Origin of the sequence: Phenylobacterium sp. (assembly GCF_035539035.1) — a bacterium.
Classification (GTDB): Bacteria; Pseudomonadota; Alphaproteobacteria; order Caulobacterales; family Caulobacteraceae; genus Phenylobacterium.
The window spans coordinates 101,372-118,901 of the sequence record NZ_DATLJI010000007.1 but is presented as its reverse complement, the minus strand read 5'-3'; the positions used below and the strand labels follow the sequence as shown (position 1 = coordinate 118,901).

Below are 17,530 nucleotides of genomic sequence, written 5' to 3'. Positions count from 1 at the left end.
GTGAATCCCGATCATAGGGGCGACATGAACGCCACGCCCCCGCCCGAACCGCCGATCCGCGCCGTGATCGCGCCGGTGACCCCGCTGCAGCAGAACTGCACCATCGTCTGGTGCTCGAAGACCCGGAAGGCCGCGATCATCGATCCCGGCGGCGAGGTCGACCGGCTGCTGGCGGCGCTGAAGCAGTACGACCTGACGCTCGAGAAGATCTGGATCACCCACGGCCACCTCGACCACGCCGGCGGCACGGCGGCGCTGAAGGCGGCGACGGGGGTCCCCATCGAGGGGCCGCACCCGGACGACGCCTTCTGGATCGACGACATCGAACAGTCCGGCGCCCGCTGGGGCATGCCGGAGGCGCGCAGCTTCACGCCGGACCGCTGGCTGCACGACGGCGACCGGGTGAGCCTCGGCGAGACGGAGTTCGAGGTCTACCACTGCCCCGGCCACACGCCTGGCCACGTGATCTTCTTCCACCCGGAGACCAAGTTCGCCCAGGTGGGCGACGTGCTGTTCCAGGGCTCCATCGGGCGGACCGACTTCCCGCGCGGCAACCACGCCGACCTGATCAAGGCCATCACCACCAAGCTCTGGCCCTTGGGCGACGACGTGCGCTTCGTGCCGGGCCACGGGCCGATGTCGACCTTCGGCCAGGAGCGGCGGACCAACCCCTTCGTCGCCGACGCGGTGCTGGCGGAATCGTGATTTCAGGGACGAAATCCGACTGTTACGGCCCGGCCCGACAATGCCGGCCATGGAGCTGCACGAAGACATGAGCCAGGCCGGCGCCCGCATCCTGATGGTGGACGACGATCCGGGCATCCGCGACGTGGTCTCCGACTTCCTGGGGCGCCACGGCTACAAGGTCGAGACCGCCGGCGACGCGCGGGAGATGGAGCAGGCGCTGGAGCGCGGGCCCGTCGACCTGATCGTGCTCGACGTCATGCTGCCGGGCGAGGACGGGCTGGCCGTCTGCCGCCGCCTGACCACCGGCGACGCCTCGCCGCCGATCATCATGCTCTCGGCCATGGGCGAGGACACCGACCGGATCGTGGGCCTGGAGCTGGGCGCCGACGACTATCTGGCCAAGCCGTGCAATCCGCGCGAGCTGCTGGCCCGGGTGCGCGCGGTGCTGCGCCGGGCCGAGCAGCGCTCGGCGGGGGCGGGCGTGGGCGCGGGCTGCGAGTTCGCCGGCTGGCGGCTGGACCTGGTGCGCCGCGAGCTGCGCTCGCCGCAGGGCGTGGTGGTGAACCTGTCCTCGGGCGAGTTCTCCCTGCTGCGCGCCTTCGTGGAGCGGCCGCAGCGAGTGCTGACCCGCGACCAGCTGCTGGAGTTCGCCCGCGGACCGGACAGCGACGCCTTCGACCGGGCCATAGACGTGCAGATCAGCCGGCTGCGCCGCAAGCTCGACGACGGCGGCGGCCAGGACCTGATCCGCACGATCCGCAACGAGGGCTACATGTTCACCCCGAAGGTGAAGCGGGGATGAGCCGCTTCAGCCGCGGGCGCCCGACCGCCTCGCTGTTCGGCCAACTGCTGACCCTCACCGGCCTGACGCTGGTGACGGCGAACATCATCAGCGTCCTGCTGATCTTCAACCTGCCGCCGCCGACGCCGGACTTCTACCGGCTGTCGGAGATCGTCCAGGCGTTCCGCGGGACCCCGCCGGCCTTCACCGAACGGCGGCCGCTGGAGCTGGTCACCCGCAACGAGCCGCCGGGGCCGGTCATGGAAGGCCGCATGGCGCCGGAGATCCGCCTGCGGCTCTCCGAGGAGCTGGGCGTGCCGGTGACGCGGATCATGATCGCGGGCGACCGGGGGCCGTTCTCCGACCGCCGGGTGTTCCGCATCCTGCGCAACCGGATGGCGCGCGACGGGGGGCCCCGGGACGAGCACTTTCTGGTGGAGCCCTTCCAGGTGGCGGTGGCCCAGGCGGACGGCCGCTGGCTGGTGGTGCGGCCGCAGGCGGGCCTGGGGCTGAACCCCTGGCAGCAGCGGATCGCCCTGTGGTTCGTGCTGTCGGCCCTGGTGATGGCGCCGATCGCCTACGTCTTCGCCCGCCGGCTGTCGGCCCCGATCAAGCTGTTCGCCGACGCCGCCGAGCGGCTGGGCCGCGACCCGCGCGCGCCGCCGCTGGCCGTCCGCGGCTCGGCCGAGATCGTCGTCGCCGCCCAGGCCTTCAACGACATGCAGGGCCGCCTGCGCCGCTACGTCGAGGACCGCACGGCGATGATGGGCGCCATCGCCCACGACCTGCGCACGCCGCTGACCCGCCTGCGCTTCCGCATCGAGACCCTGCCCGACGACGAGCAGAAGGCGAAGATCTCCGCCGACATCGACCAGATGGAGGAGATGATCTCGGCCGCCCTGACCTTCGTGCGCGACACCACGCGGCCGGGCGAGCGCACGCCGCTGGAGCTCTCGTCGCTGCTGGAGAGCCTGTGCGACGAGATGGCCGAGACCGGCGCGCAGACGGAGGTCGAGTTCGGCGAGAAGGTGGTGCTGGAGGGCGACCCGATGGCGCTCAGGCGGCTGTTCTCCAACCTGCTGGAGAACGCCGTGAAGTTCGGCGGGCGGGCGCGGGCGCGGGTGTTCCGCGAGGGCGCCAACGCGGTCGTGGAAATCGACGACGACGGCCCGGGCATCCCCGCGCAGGAGACCGAGCGGGTGTTCGAGCCCTTCTACCGCCGCGAGCCCTCGCGCAGCCGCCAGACCGGCGGGATCGGGCTGGGGCTGGCCGTGGTGCGCTCCATCGCCCGCGGGCACGGCGGGGACGTGGCGCTGGTCAACCGGCCGGGCGGCGGGCTGACGGCGCGGGTGTCGCTGCCGATCTAGCCCGTGTTGCGGCGTCGCAAGGACGCGGGCGGGCCTGAAATCGTTTCGCCTCGGCAAGACACGGCAGGGCCGTGAAATCGCCGTGCAACGGCGCTCTGGTCAGACAAAGGCCTCCGCCGCCCATCCGAGACCCCATGGCCCCTCCCCCCTCCGCCCGCCGCAGGCTGCGCCTCTCCCGGCCGCTGATCATCGGACTGGGCCTCCTGGCGCTCGTGATCGCCGCGGTGGCGGCCTTCGCCCTGCGGCCCAAGGAGCCCAAGGATCCCTACCGCACGGGCGCCGTGGAGCGCGGAGCGATCACGCGGTCGGTCTCGGCCTCGGGCGCCCTGCAGGCCCTGGAGCAGGTGGAAGTGGGCTCGCAGATCTCCGGCCTCGTGCAGCGGGTGCTGGTGGACTTCAACGATCCCGTCCGGCGCGGCCAGACCCTGGCGGTGATCGATCCGCAGACCTACCAGTCGCGCGTCGCCCAGAGCCAGGCGGACATCGACGCCGGCGTGGCGGCGCTCAGGCAGGCGGAGGCGACCCTGGCCAACGCCGAGGCCGACTACCGCCGCAAGAAGGAGCTGGTGGACAAGGGCTACTACGCCCCCTCGGTGCTCGACCAGGCGACGGCGGCGCTGCGCAGCGCCCGGGCCGGCGTCACCGCCGCGCGGGCGCGGATCGCCCAGGGCCAGGCGCAGCTGCGCAGCCAGCAGGTGGACCTCGGCCGCACCACCATCGTCTCGCCCATCGACGGCATAGTCATCGACCGCAAGATCGAGCCCGGCCAGACGGTGGCGGCCAGCTTCCAGGCGCCGGTGCTGTTCACCATCGCTCGCGACCTGTCGCGGCTGGAGGTGAAGATCAGCGTCGACGAGGCCGACATCGGCCAGGTGCAGGAAGGCCAGGCGGTGCGCTTCACCGTCGACGCCTTCCCGGAGGACACCTTCCGCGGGATCGTCACCGAGGTGCGCAAGCAGCCGACCACCGAGCAGAACGTGGTCGCCTATACGGTGATCGCCGAGGCGGACAATCCGCGCGGCCGGCTGCTGCCCGGGATGACCGCCAACGCCGACATCGTCATCGAGACCCGGCCCAACGTCGTGAAGGTCCCCGCCGCGGCCCTGCGCTGGACCCCGCCGCAGGACGGCGCCCAGGCCCCTTCCGGCGGCCCGCCGGGCATGGGCGGCGGGGCGATGGTGGGCGGCGGTCCCGGCTTCCGCCAGGGCGGCGGAGGCCAGGGCAATGGCCAGCGGCTGGCGATGGGCGCGCAGGTGGCCGACCAGCTCGACCTCAACGCCGCCCAGCGCAAGCAATGGGAGACGATCTCCACGGACATGCGCGAGAAGATCCGCGCCGCCATGGCCTCGTCCGGCGGCGACCGGGCCGCGGCGCGGGAGACCCTGGCGCGCATCCGCAACGAGGCCTTCGCGAAGATCGAGCCGTCGCTGAACGCGGAGCAGAAGGCGAAGCTGGCGGCGCTCAGGGCCACGCTGGCGGCCGGCGGCGGCGCGGGCGGGATGCGGACCGGCGTGGTCTACGTCCTGAAGGACGGCAAGCCCTCGGCCGTGCCGGTGCGCGTGGGCGCCACCGACGGCACGTCCACCGAGGTGGCGAGCCCGCAGCTGAAGGTGGGCGACCAGGTGATCGTGGGCGGCGGCCCCAAGGCCAAGGTCCAGGCGCGCACCCCGCTCAGCGGCGGCGGCGGCCAGACCCGCGGGCGCATGTAGCGCGGCCATGATCGAGGTCCGCAACCTTCGCAAGGTCTACACCATGGGCGAGGAGGAGCTGGCGGCGCTGGCCGGCGTCGACCTCGACGTGGGCCGCGGCGAGTACGTGGCGGTGATCGGGCCCTCCGGCTCGGGCAAGTCGACCCTGATGAACATCCTGGGCGGCCTCGACCGGCCCACCTCCGGCGACTACCGGTTCGAGGGCGAGGACGTGGCCCACTTCACCGACGACGAGCTGGCCGACTTCCGCAGGCGGCGGATCGGCTTCGTCTTCCAGTCCTTCCAGCTCCTGCCCAGGCTGAGCGCCCTGCAGAACGTCGAGCTGCCGATGATCTACGCCGGCCTGCCTCGCGACGAGCGCAGGGCGCGCGCCGCCGAGCTCCTGGAGCGGGTGGGCCTGGGCGGCCGGATGGGCCACCGGCCGACCCAGCTTTCCGGCGGCCAGCAGCAGCGGGTGGCGGTCGCCCGCTCGCTGGCCAACCGGCCCGACCTGCTGCTCGCGGACGAGCCCACCGGCGCGCTGGACACCCAGACCAGCCGCGACGTGCTGAAGCTGTTCGACGAGCTGAACGCCGACGGCCTCACCTTGATGGTGGTCACGCACGACCCCGAGGTGGCCGCCGAGGCGCGGCGGCGGATCTCCTTCCGCGACGGGCTGATCGTCTCGGACGAGCGGGCGGAGCAGCCGGCATGAGGTTCTACGAACTCGTCCGCTTCGCCATGGGGGCCATCGTCGCCCACCCGATGCGCAGCGCCCTGACGTCCCTGGGCGTGGTGATCGGCACCGCCGCGGTGGTGATGATGACCTCGATCGGCCTAGGGGCCCAGCAGCGGGTGACCGACGCCATCGCGGGCCTTGGCTCGAACCTGATCATCGTCACCCCGAACTTCCAGCGGGGTCCGGTGGCCCAGGCGGCCGGCGGCGGGCTGTCGCTGACCGACGGCGACGTGGAGGCGATCGGCAAGCAGGTGGAGAACGTGGCCGCCGTGGCCCCCGTGGTCCGCAGCCAGGGCCAGCTCGCGGCGGATGGCGCCAACTGGAACACCCGCATCGAGGGAGTGACGCCGGAGTACCTGACCGCGCGCGACCTGACGATCGCCTCGGGGCGGATGTTCGACGAGCGGGAGGCGCGCCAGGGCCGCAAGGTGCTGGTGGTGGGGCCCACCGTCGCCCGCGAGCTCTGGGGCGAACAGGACCCGGTGGGCAAGCGGGTGCGGGTGCGCAGCGTGCCCTTCGAGGTGATCGGGGTGCTGGAGAGCAAGGGCCAGTCCGGCTTCGGCCAGGACCAGGACGACCTGGTGCTGGGGCCGCTGACGGCCGTGCGCTCGCGCCTGGTGGGCCGGCGCGTCCGTGGGGACGCGGTGCAGACCATCTATGTGAAGGCGGCCTCGGAGGACACCATCGACCGGGTGCAGGAGGACGTCACCAACCTGCTGCGCGACCAGCACCGCATCCGGCCCGGCGAGGACGACGACTTCCAGACCCAGAACATGGCCTCGATCCTGGCGGCCGGACAGGCGGCGGTGGCCACTTTCACCGTGCTGCTGGCGGCGGTGGCGGCGGTGTCGCTGGTCGTGGGCGGCGTCGGCATCATGAACATCATGCTGGTGGCCGTGACCGAACGGACGCGGGAGATCGGGCTGCGGATGGCGGTGGGCGCCCGCCGCGCCGACGTGCTGATCCAGTTCGCGCTGGAGTCTGTCACGCTTTCGTTAGCCGGCGGGGTTATCGGCCTGACCATCGGCGTGCTGGGCGCCATCGGCATCGCCAAGATCGGCGACTGGCCAGCCGCGGTCCCCCCGTGGGCGGGGCCGCTCGCGCTGGGTTTCTCGGTCTTCGTGGGACTGGTCTTCGGCGCCTACCCGTCGTGGCGGGCGTCGCGCCTCGACCCGATCGAGGCGCTGCGACGGGAATAAAACCGTCATTTCCTAACGCAACCTCTGCCGCGTCTCGATGGTTAGCCAGACCGCAACCCAAGACGAGACGCCATGTCCGAGCTGGAAAAACCCCACCAAGACACCCCCCAGCCGGACCGCGGACGGACGCAGGACGCGTCGCCCGACGAGGCAGGCCAGGCCGACGACAAGCCCGTTCCTGCCGGCGCCACGCCAGACCTACCCCTGTCGTCGCCCGATTGAGGAGAGCAGTACTGATGGCCAGCGTTGACACTGGAAAGCCGCGAGCCCGCCGAGGCTTCGCCGCCATGAACCCCGAACGCCGTCGCGAGATCGCCCGCAAGGGCGGGGCCTCCGTGCCCGGCGAGAAGCGCAGCTTCGCTAAGGACCGCGACCTCGCGGCCTCCGCCGGCCGCAAGGGCGGTGAGGCCAGCCGCGGCGGCGGCCGCTCCCGCGGCCGCGAGAGCTAGGCTCTAAGCAGGACGACGGCGAAGGCGGGAGCGGGGCTCACCCACTCCCGCTCGAGCCGCCAGCCCGCCGACGCCGCCAGGCGGGCGAAGCCTTCCACCGTGAACTTGCACGAGTTCTCGGTGTGGAGGGTCTCCCCGGCGGCGAACTGGAAGGCCCGGCCCGCCACATGGACGGTCTGGGCCTTTCGGCTTTCCAGGTGCATCTCGATGCGGCTGTCCGCCTCGTTCCAGACGGCGCGGTGGTCGAAGGCGTCCAGGTCGAAGTCGCCGCCGAGCTCGCGGTTGATCCGCGCCAGCAGGTTCCTGTTGAACGCCGCCGTCACCCCCAGCGCATCGTCGTAGGCCGCCGTGAGCGTGGCGGCGTCCTTCACCAGGTCGATGCCGACGATGAAGGCCGCCCCCTCCCCCAGCAGCCGACGCGCGCCCTCCAGGAAGGCGCGGGCCTCGTGCGGCGTGAAGTTCCCGATGGTCGAGCCCGGGAAGAAGCCCACCACGGGCCGACCGGCCGCCTGGGCCGGCAGGGTGAGCGCGCGCGTGAAGTCCTCGGCCAGCGGGGCCACGGTGAGCGTGGGATAGTCGCGACCGATGTCGTGGGCGGCCGCGGCGAGGGCCTCGGGGCTGATGTCGACCGGGGCGTAGACGGCGAGCTGCGGCGCGGCGTCGAGCAGGATGCGGGTCTTCACGCTGGCGCCGGAGCCGAACTCCACCAGCGCCGCGCCCTTCGGGATCGCCTGGGCGATCTCGGCGGCCCTGGCGCGCAGAAGCGCCGTCTCGGTGCGGGTGGGATAGTATTCCGGAAGCTCGCAGATCGCCTCGAACAGCCGGGAACCCTCGGCGTCGTAGAAATACTTGGGCGGCACGGACTTCCGGGCCTTGCCGAGCCCCTCCACGACGTCGTCCTCGAACGACGGGACCCGGGCGCGCGGGCCGGCGGCGTCGCGGGCCAGGCGCACGCCGGAGAACATCCAGCGCTGCTGGGGATAGAAGAAGTTGCGGTAGCTCGCCCGCACGTGGCCCTCCGGGGTGACGCAGGCCCCGCCGCGCAGGACGAACTGGCTGGCCATGAACTTGCCGTTGTACTCGCCCACGGCGCCCGGCGCGGGCCGGAAGCCGGGATAGGGCGCGTAGGCGCTGCGGGTCCACTCCCAGAGGTCGCCGTAGAGCTGCTTCAGGCCCCGCCCGTCGGGCGCCGGGGCGGGCTCCAGCCGGCCGGAGCCCAGGAGATTGCCCTCCGGCGGGAAGGCGGCGGCGGCGTGCTCCCATTCGGCCTCCGTGGGCAGGCGCGCGCCGGCCCAGGCGGCGTAGGCTTCGGCCTCGTAGAAGCTGACGTGGGCGACGGGCTGGGCGGGATCGACGGGGCGCAGGCCGCGCAGCGTCATCACCTGCCAGCCGTCCGGCCCCTCCTGCCAATAGAGCGGCGCGCGCCAGTCCTCGGCGCGGGCGCGCGCCCAGCCCTCGGAGAGCCAGAACTCGGGGCGGGCGTAGCCGCCGTCGGCCATGAACCCCAGCCACTCGCCATTGGTCACCAGCCGGTCCGCCAGGGCGAACGGCTCGAGCCAGACCTTGTGGCGCGGACCCTCGTTGTCGAAGGCGAAGCCGGATCCGTCGTGGCCGATCTCCACCACCCCGCCTTCGAAGTCGACGAAGCCCAGCGGCGGGGCTGCGCCGCCCGGCGCGCGGCGCGGCGGAGCGTAGGCGGGGTTCAGGGGCGAGGCGGCGAACAGGTGGAGGATGTCCATCAGGATCAGTTCCTGATGCTGCTCCTCGTGGGCGAGGCCCAGGTCGAGGAGGTCGGCGAAGCCGTCCGTCCCGCCGGCCAGCAGCCTCGCCATCCCGGCGTCCACGTGCTCCCGGTAGGCGACGACGTCGGCGAGCGAGGGCCGGGTGAGCAGGCCGCGCTCGGGCCTGGGCTGCCGGGGCCCCACGGCCTCGTAGTAGGAGTTGAAGAGGTAGCCGAACCGCGGGTCGAAGGCCTTGTAGCCGGCGAGCCTCGGGGTCAGCAGGAAGGTCTCGAAGAACCAGCTGGTATGCGCCAGGTGCCACTTGGTGGGGCTGGCGTCCGGCATGGACTGGGCCTGCTGGTCCTCGGGCGTGAGGCTGCGGGTGAGCGCCAGGGTCGCCTGGCGCACGGCCCGGTAGCGGCGCAGCGCCGCCGGCTCGGTCAGCCAACCATGCGCGCGCAGGCGGGCCTCGTCCTCAGGTTGCGCCATGGGGCCCTCCGCGTGCTGCCGCTTCATCAGATAGGAAGCCGGCGCCGCCGCCTCAATTGTGAAGCTGACGCCCTTGTTCCGGCCAACGGCAGGCCTGGCGCGAAGTTCCCGAAATACGGGCGTTTTCTCCCTCCGCTCAACCGGAACAGATGCCATGGGGCTGCGTTCAACCCGCGCCAAATCGGCAGAGCGACGAGAAGAGCCCCGGGTTGGGCCGACGAGAGGGCGCCATGACCGCGACGACCAGCTGGCGGGACCAAGTGGTCGGATTGATTCCGGCTCTGCGCGCCTTCGCCTGGTCCCTGAGCCACAACGGCTCGGACGCCGACGACCTCGTGCAGGACACCCTGATCAAGGCCTGGACCAATCGCGACAAGTTCGAGCCCGGCACCAACCTTCGCGCCTGGCTCTTCACCATCCTGCGCAACACCTACTACACCAACGTCCTGCGCCGCCGGCGCGAGGTGCGCGACGAGACCGGCGAATACGCCGCGACGCTCAAGTCCGCGCCGACCCAGGACTGGAGCGTGGCGATGCGCTCGCTGCAGAACGCCCTGCAGCAGCTTCCCGACGAGCACCGCGAGGCGCTGATCCTGGTGGGGGCCGCCGGCCTCTCCTACGAGGAGGCGGCGGACATCTGCGGCTGTGCGCTTGGCACCATCAAGAGCCGGGTGAACCGCGCCCGCGCCCGCCTTCTGAAGATCATGGACGCCGACGACGCCACCGACGTGATGGCCATCGACCACATGGTCGCCGCGCGGGCCTAGCCGCGCTTCTTCACGGGTTCGATCACCGGCTCGTCGAGTTGGTCGACGATCGAGCGCACCCGGTCGGGAACCGGCCGGTCCTCCAGCGCACGGAACATGTCGCGCAGGCCCTTGTCCAAGGCTGCGGCGAGATCCCGGTCGGCGGTCTTGCGAGGCATGGAGCGCCTTTCACCCACGGCTTTCGGCCTGCGATGTCGGGCGCCCGGCGCCCCAAAGCAAGCGGAGCCGGAGCGCCTGCGACAATGCGGAACAGCGCCTGCGCCTCGCCGGTTGAGCCGCCACGACACTTGCCGAGGAAGGAAGCAGCAATGGCCAACCGGGACGACTATCGAGGCTACGGCGGCGACCGCGGGCGGGACCGCTGGCGCCAGGACGACGACCAGCGGCGGGCCGGCGGCCGCCAGGGCGGAGACCAGGAGCGGCGCAGCTTCGGCGACCAGGGCCGGTTCAACTCCGACCAGGCCCGCTATGGCGAAGGCTGGCGCGGCGGCTCCGGCGAAGGCGAGCGCGAGCCCTGGCGGCGCGACCGCTACGGCTCCCGCTTCGACCAGGACCGCACGGGTTACGGCTCGGGCTACGACCGCGACACCGGCGGCTACGGCCGCGGCCAGGGCGGCGGCTATGGCGGCCAGGAGTACGGCGTTGAGGCCGGCGGTCGGCGCGAGGAGCCCCAGCGCGGCTCCGGGCAGCGGGACCCGGGCCGGCGCGAATTCGAGCAGTGGCGGCCGCACGGCAGCGCCCCCTACGGCGACCTGGAGCTCAACGCGCGGACGAGCGGCGTCGAGGAGTTCGGCGCGCCGCACGACTATGCCTACCACCCGCCGCAGGGCCACGAGTTCGAGCCGGACTATGTGCACTGGCGCGAGGAGCAGCTGCGGCTGCACGACCGCGACTACCAGGAGTGGCGGCGCCACCAGCACCAGCAGCTGGACGACGAGTACCGGAAGTTCCGCACCGAACGGCGCGACACCTTCGGCAAGAACTTCCACGAGTGGCGCTCGCAGCGGAACATGTCCACGGGCATGGGACGCCAGGACATCGCGCCGGGCATGCACGGCCAGCACCGGATGGCCGAGGGCTTCGGCGGCGGCGACGACATGCCGTCCGGCCGGCTGGAGAGCCCGTCGGCGATGACCAACAGCCCGTCCCTCACCCAGACCGGCGGCCAGGCCACGGGGCACGGCGGCGGCGCGCAGGGCTCGGGAGCCGCCGGCGGCTCGGAGTTCGGCAACACCCCGCCCCAGGTCCAGGCCGCGTCCGATGGCGGCGACACTCGCCGCGATGCTGAGGATCGCAAGGACGGCGACAAGGGGCACGAGTCCAAGCACTAGGCCGCGCCCCCGGCCCCGAGGTCCCGGACGGCCCTGAGGCCGTCCGGGACGCGGGGGCTATTTCACGTCGTCGGGATAGACCACGGGCAGGACGATGGCCGAGGGCCGCGTGGCGTCCAGGTAGACGGTGTTCACCGCCACCCGCGGCTTCAGCTTGGCCGCGCCGGGCGCCTCGCCGGTGTTCGGGTTCACCTCGAACCGCGGGGCGTTCGACGAGGTGACGTGGACGGCGATGCGGTGGCCCTTCTCGAAGGTGAGCGCCGTGGGCCAGAGGTCGATCTCGAGCTTCTCGGGCGCGCCGGGCGTCATCATCCGCACCTCGCCCGGCATGCGGCCGGCGCGGAAGCGGGTCCGCACGGGGGCGTCGAGAACCAGCGCCTCGTAGCCGTCGGGATAGACGTCCACGAGCTTGACCACGAAGTCGGTGTCGGGCCCGTCGGTAGCGGCCCAGAGCTCCATCTTCACCGGCCCGGCGATGGCCACGTCCTTCGCCAGCACCGGGGTCTGGAAGCGCAGGTAGTCCTGGCGCTGGCCCACGGCGCGCTGGTCCATGGGGCCGCGCTCGAAGGTGAGGTTGGCGCCGCCGAAGGTCTCCACGGGCCTTCCCGGATCGAACCGGTAGCTGACCTTCTCTTCGGCGTCGGTCGGCGCCCTGGTGGTGAGCGCCCGGCCCTCGGCCAGGTAGTAGCGCACCTCCCGATGGGCCGGCGGCCAGTTGGCGGCGGCGACCATCCGGTTCTTCGGGCTGAGCGCCCCCTTCTTCGCCGCGGCCATCATGAAGTAGCTGACCGGCGGCTCGTCCATGATCCCGTTGTCGATCCCCTTCAGCCAGTGGTCGAACCAGCGGATCTCCTGGTCGCCGGCCAGGCCGATGCGGTCGTTGCCGGGGTATTCCAGGTCGCCCGAGAGCTGGCCGTGGCCGAACGGGCCCATCAGCAGCTTCTGGTTCCCCCGCGCGCCCGGCGCGCCGTGGTTCTGCAGCCACTGGAAGTTGTCGACCGTGCCGCCGTTGAAGATGTCGTACCAGCCGCCGACGTTGAAGATCGGGATGTCGATGTACTTGCGGTTGGCGGTCATGGCGACGCGGTTCCAGCTCACGTCGTCGAAGGCCCGCTGGCGGACGCGGTCGAGCTGCTCCTCGGAGGTCCCCTGCTGGCGCAGCCAGCCGATGGTGTCCTTCTCCTTCAGCACCCCGCCGGGATAGCTGTAGGAGAGCCGGTCGGCGGGGGCCACGACCACATAGGCGGCCACCAGGTGCGGCGGGTTGGCCATGGCCGCGGAGTTGGCCGTGATGCCCAGCGCCGAGCCGCCGGTCATGCCGACCTTGCCGTTGCTCCAGGGCTGGGCCGCCGCCCATTCCACGGTGTCGTAGCCGTCCTCGATGTCGTTCTCGAAGGCCGCGTAGAAGCCCTGGGAGCGGCCCTTCCCGCGCACGTCCTGCAGGACGTAGACGTAGCCGGCGTCGGTGTAGCGCTTCGCCTGCTTGGCGAGGCCCTCGGCCGGGTTGGGATTCTGCTCGGTGCGGCGGCCGTCCTTCAGGTAAGGGGTGCGCGAGAGGATCACCGGCCAGGGCCCCCTCCCCGCCGGCCTGAAGACGTTGGCGGCCAGCCGCGTCCCGTCGCGCATGACGGCGTATTCCTCCGCCGCGCCGGGCGGCAGGCCGGGCCATTCGGCCTCGGCGGCGGCGGGCGCCGGTTGGGCGAGCGCCGGGGCCAGCGGCCCCGCCGCCAGCGAGAGCGCCAGGGCCGAGGCCAGGGCGAGAGGTCTGAGCTTGATCATCGTCTGCGTTTCCCCCCGCGGGTCTTGGCGCCCGCGCAAAATGGCTTTGGTGCAAATGGCGCGGCGGACCGCGCGCTTGGCATCTAACCACGAGGTTGGCGTGCCGTCGCTTGCCGCCGTAAGACCTGCGCATGACCCGCGACGACGCCCGGCGCCTGGACGCCGACGATCCCCTCGCCCGCTTCCGGGACGCGTTCGACCTGCCGGAGGGGATGATCTACCTGGACGGCAATTCGCTCGGCCCGCCGCCGCGGGCGGCGCTCGCCCGGCTGCAGGAGGCCGCCGACCGGGAGTGGGGGCGCGACCTGATCACCAGCTGGAACGTCAACGGCTGGATCGACGCGCCCCTGCGGGTGGGCGGCAAGATCGCCGGCCTGATCGGGGCGAAGCCGAACGAGGTGGCGGCGGCCGATTCCACCTCGGTGAACCTCTTCAAGCTGGCGGCCGGCGCGCTGGGGCTGCGGCCCGGCCGCCGGGTGATCCTCTCGGAGACCGGCAACTTCCCCACCGACCTCTATGTCCTGGAGGGGCTGGCGCGGACCGCGGGCGCGCAGCTGCGCGCCGTGCCGCCGGACACGCTGCTGGACGCCATCGACGGCGACACCGCGGTCGTGGTGCTGACCCACGTGCACTACAAGACCGCCCGCCGCTGGGACATGGCCCAGGTGACCGCCCGCGCGCACCAAGCCGGCGCCCTGATGCTGTGGGACCTCAGCCACTCCACGGGCGCCGTGGCGGTGGACCTGAACGGGGCGAACGCCGACCTGGCGGTGGGCTGCGGCTACAAGTACCTGAACGGCGGTCCCGGCGCGCCGGCCTTCCTGTTCGTGGCCGAGCGGCACCAGGCGCAGATCCGCTCCCCGCTCTCCGGCTGGATGGGCCACGCCGAGCCCTTCGCCTTCGAGGACGGCTACCGCCCGGCCGGCGACATCCGCGCCCAGCTCTGCGGCACGCCGGGGGTACTGGGCATGGCGGCGCTGGAGGCGGCGGTGGACCTGCAGCGGCAGGCCGACCCGGCGGCGGTGGAGGCCAAGGGCCAGGCGCTCTGCGACCTGTTCATCGCCGAGGTGGAGGGCCGGCGCTCAGGGATGGGCGTCCAGCTCGTGACCCCGCGCCAGGCCCCCGAGCGCGGCCTGCACGTCTCCTTCACCCACCCGCACGGCTATGCGGTCGTCCAGGCGCTGATCGCCCGCGGGGTGGTGGGCGACTTCCGGGCTCCCGACGTGATGCGCTTCGGCTTCTCGCCGCTCTATCTCAGCCACGAGGAGGTCTGGCGCGCGGCCGAGATCCTGCACGAGGTGCTGGCGACCGGCGCCTGGGACGACGAGGCCTACCGGACGCGCGCGGCGGTGACCTGAGGTTTCGGCAGAAAAGTGGCGGTGACGGAGGGATTCGAACCCTCGATACGCTTTCACGTATGACGATTTAGCAAACCGTTGCCTTCAGCCACTCGGCCACGTCACCAGATTGTTTTTGTTCGGGTTCGCTCCCGACCTCCGGATCGCCTGGCCGCCGCGCCTGGGCAGGGCGGCAAGGACGTCCCCGAAGGGACGCACCTCATAGCCGAAACGCCCCCGGTCGGGCAACGGCGCTGAGCGTCGAAGGTGACGCGTCAAATTTTCTGGGAATCGGCGAAAGGCGCGGACGAAACGCGCGGGAGGGATCGTTCTGCTGATGACGGCCGCTTCCGTCCCTCTTTGCGCGGCCGTCGCGTCGGGCCCCCGGCCTCCCTATCCCGGAGCGCCGGGGGATTCCGTCCGGGGTCCCCGGCTCAGCCCTGGGCGAGCCACTCGCGGGCCTGACGCTGGGCCTCGGCCACCTCGTCGGAGGCCATCTCGGCGGACAGCTCCTTGCGGTAGACCTTGGCCTCCACCGAGCCGCGCATGGCGGCCAGGTTGAACAGCATGTGGGCCGAGACGTAGTCCAGCGGCGCGCCGCCCTGGCCCGTGGAATAGAGCAGCCCCATGCGGAACAGCTCGTCGCCCGTCGCTTCCGGTCCCGGAAGCGGAAGGCCTTCGCTCGCGATTTCCATGCTCGACGGCATGACCCTAAGTCCCTTCATCAGCCGACGGACCCTTGGCGGGCCCATACTCGGTCTTCTGAGGACATAGAAAACAGGCGTTAGGCTGAACACATGGTTAAGCCGCCTGTTGTGCGATCTTCAGGTTCAGAAGAGCCGCCAAGAATTCGGCCGTTCCACTGGCGAAAATTCTCGGGGGCGAACCCGGCCGGCCGGCCCGCGGGCGCGACCGATGGCCTCACCCCACGTTCCGCGCACGCGGAGCCTCCACCACAGGCGCGCGTTCTTGACCTCGCCGAGCCGCGGGAGGACCCTCCCCCTGCGGCGCGGCGTTTTCGGCCTTTTTCAATCGCTTGCAGCCACGTTCAGCCTCAGTTCAGACGCCGGGGGCCATAGTCGGCGGCAAGCTTCAAGGACCCCGCGGGGAATCGAACCGTCCGCATGAAACGCCTGCTCCTCACGCTCATCGCCGCCGCGACCGTCGCGGGCCCGCTGCCGGGCTCGATGGCGTTCGCCAAGGACGGCGACCGCGGCGGACGCTGGGAACAGCGTGGTGACCGCGGCGGTGGCGGCGGCCGTGGGTGGGAGGACCGGCAGCGTTGGCGCGCGGCCGACGGCCCGGAGCGCGGGCGCGGCCCGGACCGCCGCGACGAGCGACGCGGCGACCGGCGCTTCGAGGACCGCGAGGATGGCCGCAACTACTACGGCCCTCCGCCGGGCGCCTATGCGCCGCCACGGGCCTACGGCCTGCGCCGCGGCGGCTACCTGCCGCCCCAGGCGCAGGGCTCGGAGGTGGAGGACTACGGCCGCTACCGCCTGCGCCCGCCGCCCCGCGGCTTCCGCTGGGTGCGGGTCGGCGGCGCCTACGCCCTGGTCGGCCCCGACGGGCAGATCTTCGACATGATCCGCTAGGGATCAGATCCCGAGCTTCGCCTTCAGGAGCTCGTTGACGGTCCCCGGATTGGCCTTGCCCTGGGTCGCCTTCATCACCTGGCCGACGAACCAGCCGATGGCCTGGGGCTTGTCCTTCACCGCGGCCGCCTGGCCGGGATTGGCGGCGATCAGCTCGTCGATGATCTTCTCCAGCGCGCCGGTGTCGCTGACCTGCTTCAGGCCCTGCTTCTCGACGATCTCCGAGGCGCGGCCGTCGCCCGCCCACATCCGCTCGAACACGTCCTTGGCGATCTTGGAGGAGATCACCCCCTCCTCGATCAGCCGGACCAGCTCGGCGATCTCGTCGGGACGGATCGGGGACTGGGCGATGTCGATCCCGCCGGCGGTGAGCCGGGCGGCCAGGTCGTTGGTCACCCAGTTGGCCACCAGCTTGGCGTCGCGGCCCTTGGCGGCGGCCTCGTAGAACTCGGCGCGGGCCTGTTCGGTGATCAGGACGCCGGCGTCGTAGGCGGTGAGGCCGTACTGCGACTGCAGGCGGGCCTTCTTGGCGTCCGGCAGCTCGGGGAGCTTGGCCTCGATCTCCTTGATCCAGGCCGGGTCCAGCTCCAGCGGCAGCAGGTCGGGATCGGGGAAGTAGCGGTAGTCGTGCGCCTCCTCCTTGGAGCGCATCGACCGCGTCTCGCCCTTCACCGTGTCGAACAGGCGGGTCTCCTGGTCGATCTTGCCGCCGTCCTCGAGGATCTCGATCTGGCGGCGCGCCTCGTACTCGATGGCCTGCTGGATGAAGCGGAACGAGTTGACGTTCTTGATCTCGCAGCGCGTGCCCAGGTGGCTGAAGTCGCCGGTCTCGCGGTACTTCTCGTAGGCCCCGGGGCGGCAGACCGAGACGTTCACGTCGGCCCGCAGGTTGCCCTTCTCCATGTCGCCGTCGCAGGTGCCCAGGTAGACCAGGATGGTGCGCAGCTTCTTCACATAGGCGGCGGCCTCTTCCGAGGTGCGCATGTCGGGGCGCGAGACGATCTCCATCAGCGCCGTGCCGGCCCGGTTCAGGTCGACGTAGGTGAAGTTGGGGTCCTGGTCGTGCAGGCTCTTGCCGGCGTCCTGCTCGAGGTGCAGCCGCTCGATCCGCACGGTGAAGGTGGAGCCGTCGTCGCGCTCGACGATGACCTCGCCCTCGCCGACGATCGGGTCCTTGAACTGGCTGATCTGGTAGCCCTGCGGCAGATCCGGATAGAAGTAGTTCTTCCGGTCGAAGCGGCTCCAGGTGTTGATCTGGGCCTTGAGGCCGAGGCCGGTCTTCACCGCCTGTTCCACGCAGTGGCGGTTGATCACCGGCAGCATGCCGGGCATGGCCGCGTCGACGAGGCTGACCTGCTCGTTGGGGCCGGCGCCGAAGCCCACCGCCGCGCCCGAGAAGAGCTTGGCGTTGGAGGCCACCTGGGCGTGCACTTCCAGGCCCAGGACCGTTTCCCACGGGCCGGTGCGGCCCTCGATCACCTTGGTGTTCTCGCTCATGCGCCGCGTTCTAGTGCGGCCCGGCGCGATGCGGAAGGCGTGGCGAGACGGCACTTGCGCAAACGCCGTAAATTCGGCTCAAGCTTTGGGGACAAGAACACACC

Annotated in this window: 16 protein-coding genes and 1 tRNA gene; 11 read left to right on the top strand and 6 right to left on the bottom strand. The window is 71.6% G+C overall.

Going from position 1 to position 17,530, the window contains the following annotated elements; genetic code table 11:
• The first annotated feature begins 24 nt into the window (after positions 1 to 24).
• From VM685_RS01775 to VM685_RS01745, 7 genes are all read left to right on the top strand, one after another.
• Positions 25 to 705: an MBL fold metallo-hydrolase gene (locus VM685_RS01775; protein ID WP_325458389.1), complete on the top strand. Its 681-nt coding sequence runs from the start codon at positions 25 to 27 to the stop codon at positions 703 to 705.
• A gap of 40 nt (positions 706 to 745) precedes the next feature.
• On the top strand, positions 746 to 1,489 hold the full coding sequence (locus VM685_RS01770) for a response regulator (protein WP_325458388.1): 744 nt from the start codon (positions 746 to 748) through the stop codon (positions 1,487 to 1,489).
• On the top strand, positions 1,486 to 2,835 hold the full coding sequence (locus VM685_RS01765; protein ID WP_325458387.1) for an ATP-binding protein: 1,350 nt from the start codon (positions 1,486 to 1,488) through the stop codon (positions 2,833 to 2,835). Before VM685_RS01770 ends, VM685_RS01765 begins: the two co-directional genes overlap by 4 nt.
• Positions 2,836 to 2,969: 134 nt before the next feature.
• Positions 2,970 to 4,544, top strand: a complete 1,575-nt coding sequence (locus tag VM685_RS01760) for an efflux RND transporter periplasmic adaptor subunit (protein ID WP_325458386.1) — start codon at positions 2,970 to 2,972, stop codon at positions 4,542 to 4,544.
• 7 nt (positions 4,545 to 4,551) lie between these two features.
• Complete coding sequence (locus VM685_RS01755; protein ID WP_325458385.1) at positions 4,552 to 5,238, top strand: ABC transporter ATP-binding protein; 687 nt, start codon at positions 4,552 to 4,554, stop codon at positions 5,236 to 5,238.
• Complete coding sequence (locus VM685_RS01750) at positions 5,235 to 6,461, top strand: ABC transporter permease (RefSeq protein WP_325458384.1); 1,227 nt, start codon at positions 5,235 to 5,237, stop codon at positions 6,459 to 6,461. The genes VM685_RS01755 and VM685_RS01750 overlap by 4 nt, the downstream gene beginning before the upstream one ends.
• 236 nt (positions 6,462 to 6,697) lie before the next feature.
• Positions 6,698 to 6,910, top strand: a complete 213-nt coding sequence (locus VM685_RS01745; RefSeq protein WP_325458383.1) for a general stress protein — start codon at positions 6,698 to 6,700, stop codon at positions 6,908 to 6,910.
• On the opposite strand, the gene egtB is transcribed toward VM685_RS01745, so the two are convergent.
• Complete coding sequence (egtB, locus tag VM685_RS01740) at positions 6,907 to 9,120, bottom strand: ergothioneine biosynthesis protein EgtB (RefSeq protein WP_325458382.1); 2,214 nt, start codon at positions 9,118 to 9,120, stop codon at positions 6,907 to 6,909. The genes VM685_RS01745 and egtB overlap by 4 nt on opposite strands.
• Positions 9,121 to 9,350: 230 nt before the next feature.
• Here egtB and VM685_RS01735 point away from each other — a divergent pair, with 230 nt between their 5' ends.
• Positions 9,351 to 9,887, top strand: a complete 537-nt coding sequence (locus VM685_RS01735) for a sigma-70 family RNA polymerase sigma factor (RefSeq protein ID WP_325458381.1) — start codon at positions 9,351 to 9,353, stop codon at positions 9,885 to 9,887.
• On the opposite strand, the gene VM685_RS01730 is transcribed toward VM685_RS01735, so the two are convergent.
• Positions 9,884 to 10,045: a hypothetical protein gene (locus VM685_RS01730; protein WP_325458380.1), complete on the bottom strand. Its 162-nt coding sequence runs from the start codon at positions 10,043 to 10,045 to the stop codon at positions 9,884 to 9,886. The genes VM685_RS01735 and VM685_RS01730 overlap by 4 nt on opposite strands.
• A 150-nt stretch (positions 10,046 to 10,195) precedes the next feature.
• Between VM685_RS01730 and VM685_RS01725 the strand changes: the two genes are divergently transcribed.
• On the top strand, positions 10,196 to 11,218 hold the full coding sequence (locus VM685_RS01725) for a hypothetical protein (protein WP_325458379.1): 1,023 nt from the start codon (positions 10,196 to 10,198) through the stop codon (positions 11,216 to 11,218).
• A gap of 57 nt (positions 11,219 to 11,275) precedes the next feature.
• Here the strand turns inward: VM685_RS01725 and VM685_RS01720 are convergent, their stop codons facing one another.
• Entirely contained in the window at positions 11,276 to 12,997 is a 1,722-nt protein-coding gene (locus VM685_RS01720; RefSeq protein WP_325458378.1) for a CocE/NonD family hydrolase, read from the bottom strand.
• Positions 12,998 to 13,128: 131 nt separating this feature from the next.
• On the opposite strand from VM685_RS01720, the gene kynU reads away from it, so the two are divergent.
• The gene (kynU, locus tag VM685_RS01715; RefSeq protein ID WP_325458377.1) at positions 13,129 to 14,355 is read left to right on the top strand and encodes a kynureninase; all 1,227 of its coding nucleotides are present in this window, start codon (positions 13,129 to 13,131) and stop codon (positions 14,353 to 14,355) included.
• Between the two features lie 16 nt (positions 14,356 to 14,371).
• Here the strand turns inward: kynU and VM685_RS01710 are convergent.
• Both VM685_RS01710 and VM685_RS01705 read right to left on the bottom strand, forming a co-directional pair.
• Positions 14,372 to 14,461, bottom strand: a tRNA-Ser gene (locus VM685_RS01710).
• A gap of 307 nt (positions 14,462 to 14,768) precedes the next feature.
• Positions 14,769 to 15,041: a sel1 repeat family protein gene (locus VM685_RS01705; protein WP_325458376.1), complete on the bottom strand. Its 273-nt coding sequence runs from the start codon at positions 15,039 to 15,041 to the stop codon at positions 14,769 to 14,771.
• A 417-nt stretch (positions 15,042 to 15,458) separates the two neighbouring features.
• On the opposite strand from VM685_RS01705, the gene VM685_RS01700 reads away from it, so the two are divergent.
• Positions 15,459 to 15,929, top strand: coding sequence for an RcnB family protein (locus VM685_RS01700; RefSeq protein ID WP_325458375.1), 471 nt, complete (start codon positions 15,459 to 15,461; stop codon positions 15,927 to 15,929).
• Between the two features lie 3 nt (positions 15,930 to 15,932).
• Here the strand turns inward: VM685_RS01700 and gatB are convergent, their stop codons facing one another.
• Positions 15,933 to 17,426, bottom strand: a complete 1,494-nt coding sequence (gene gatB / locus VM685_RS01695) for an Asp-tRNA(Asn)/Glu-tRNA(Gln) amidotransferase subunit GatB (RefSeq protein WP_325458374.1) — start codon at positions 17,424 to 17,426, stop codon at positions 15,933 to 15,935.
• Between the last annotated feature and the right edge of the window lie 104 nt (positions 17,427 to 17,530).

Bases quoted from the DNA above. Each gene is read 5' to 3' on its own strand.
- egtB (WP_325458382.1), bottom strand. From the start codon at position 9,120: ATGGCGCAACCTGAGGACGAGGCCCGCCTGCGCGCGCATGGTTGGCTG.
- gatB (WP_325458374.1), bottom strand. From the start codon at position 17,426: ATGAGCGAGAACACCAAGGTGATCGAGGGCCGCACCGGCCCGTGGGAA.
- VM685_RS01750 (WP_325458384.1), top strand. From the start codon at position 5,235: ATGAGGTTCTACGAACTCGTCCGCTTCGCCATGGGGGCCATCGTCGCC.
- VM685_RS01700 (WP_325458375.1), top strand. From the start codon at position 15,459: ATGAAACGCCTGCTCCTCACGCTCATCGCCGCCGCGACCGTCGCGGGC.
- kynU (WP_325458377.1), top strand. From the start codon at position 13,129: ATGACCCGCGACGACGCCCGGCGCCTGGACGCCGACGATCCCCTCGCC.
- VM685_RS01755 (WP_325458385.1), top strand. From the start codon at position 4,552: ATGATCGAGGTCCGCAACCTTCGCAAGGTCTACACCATGGGCGAGGAG.
- VM685_RS01730 (WP_325458380.1), bottom strand. From the start codon at position 10,045: ATGCCTCGCAAGACCGCCGACCGGGATCTCGCCGCAGCCTTGGACAAG.
- VM685_RS01775 (WP_325458389.1), top strand. From the start codon at position 25: ATGAACGCCACGCCCCCGCCCGAACCGCCGATCCGCGCCGTGATCGCG.
- VM685_RS01720 (WP_325458378.1), bottom strand. From the start codon at position 12,997: ATGATCAAGCTCAGACCTCTCGCCCTGGCCTCGGCCCTGGCGCTCTCG.
- VM685_RS01770 (WP_325458388.1), top strand. From the start codon at position 746: ATGCCGGCCATGGAGCTGCACGAAGACATGAGCCAGGCCGGCGCCCGC.
- VM685_RS01765 (WP_325458387.1), top strand. From the start codon at position 1,486: ATGAGCCGCTTCAGCCGCGGGCGCCCGACCGCCTCGCTGTTCGGCCAA.
- VM685_RS01705 (WP_325458376.1), bottom strand. From the start codon at position 15,041: ATGCCGTCGAGCATGGAAATCGCGAGCGAAGGCCTTCCGCTTCCGGGA.
- VM685_RS01725 (WP_325458379.1), top strand. From the start codon at position 10,196: ATGGCCAACCGGGACGACTATCGAGGCTACGGCGGCGACCGCGGGCGG.
- VM685_RS01735 (WP_325458381.1), top strand. From the start codon at position 9,351: ATGACCGCGACGACCAGCTGGCGGGACCAAGTGGTCGGATTGATTCCG.
- VM685_RS01745 (WP_325458383.1), top strand. From the start codon at position 6,698: ATGGCCAGCGTTGACACTGGAAAGCCGCGAGCCCGCCGAGGCTTCGCC.
- VM685_RS01760 (WP_325458386.1), top strand. From the start codon at position 2,970: ATGGCCCCTCCCCCCTCCGCCCGCCGCAGGCTGCGCCTCTCCCGGCCG.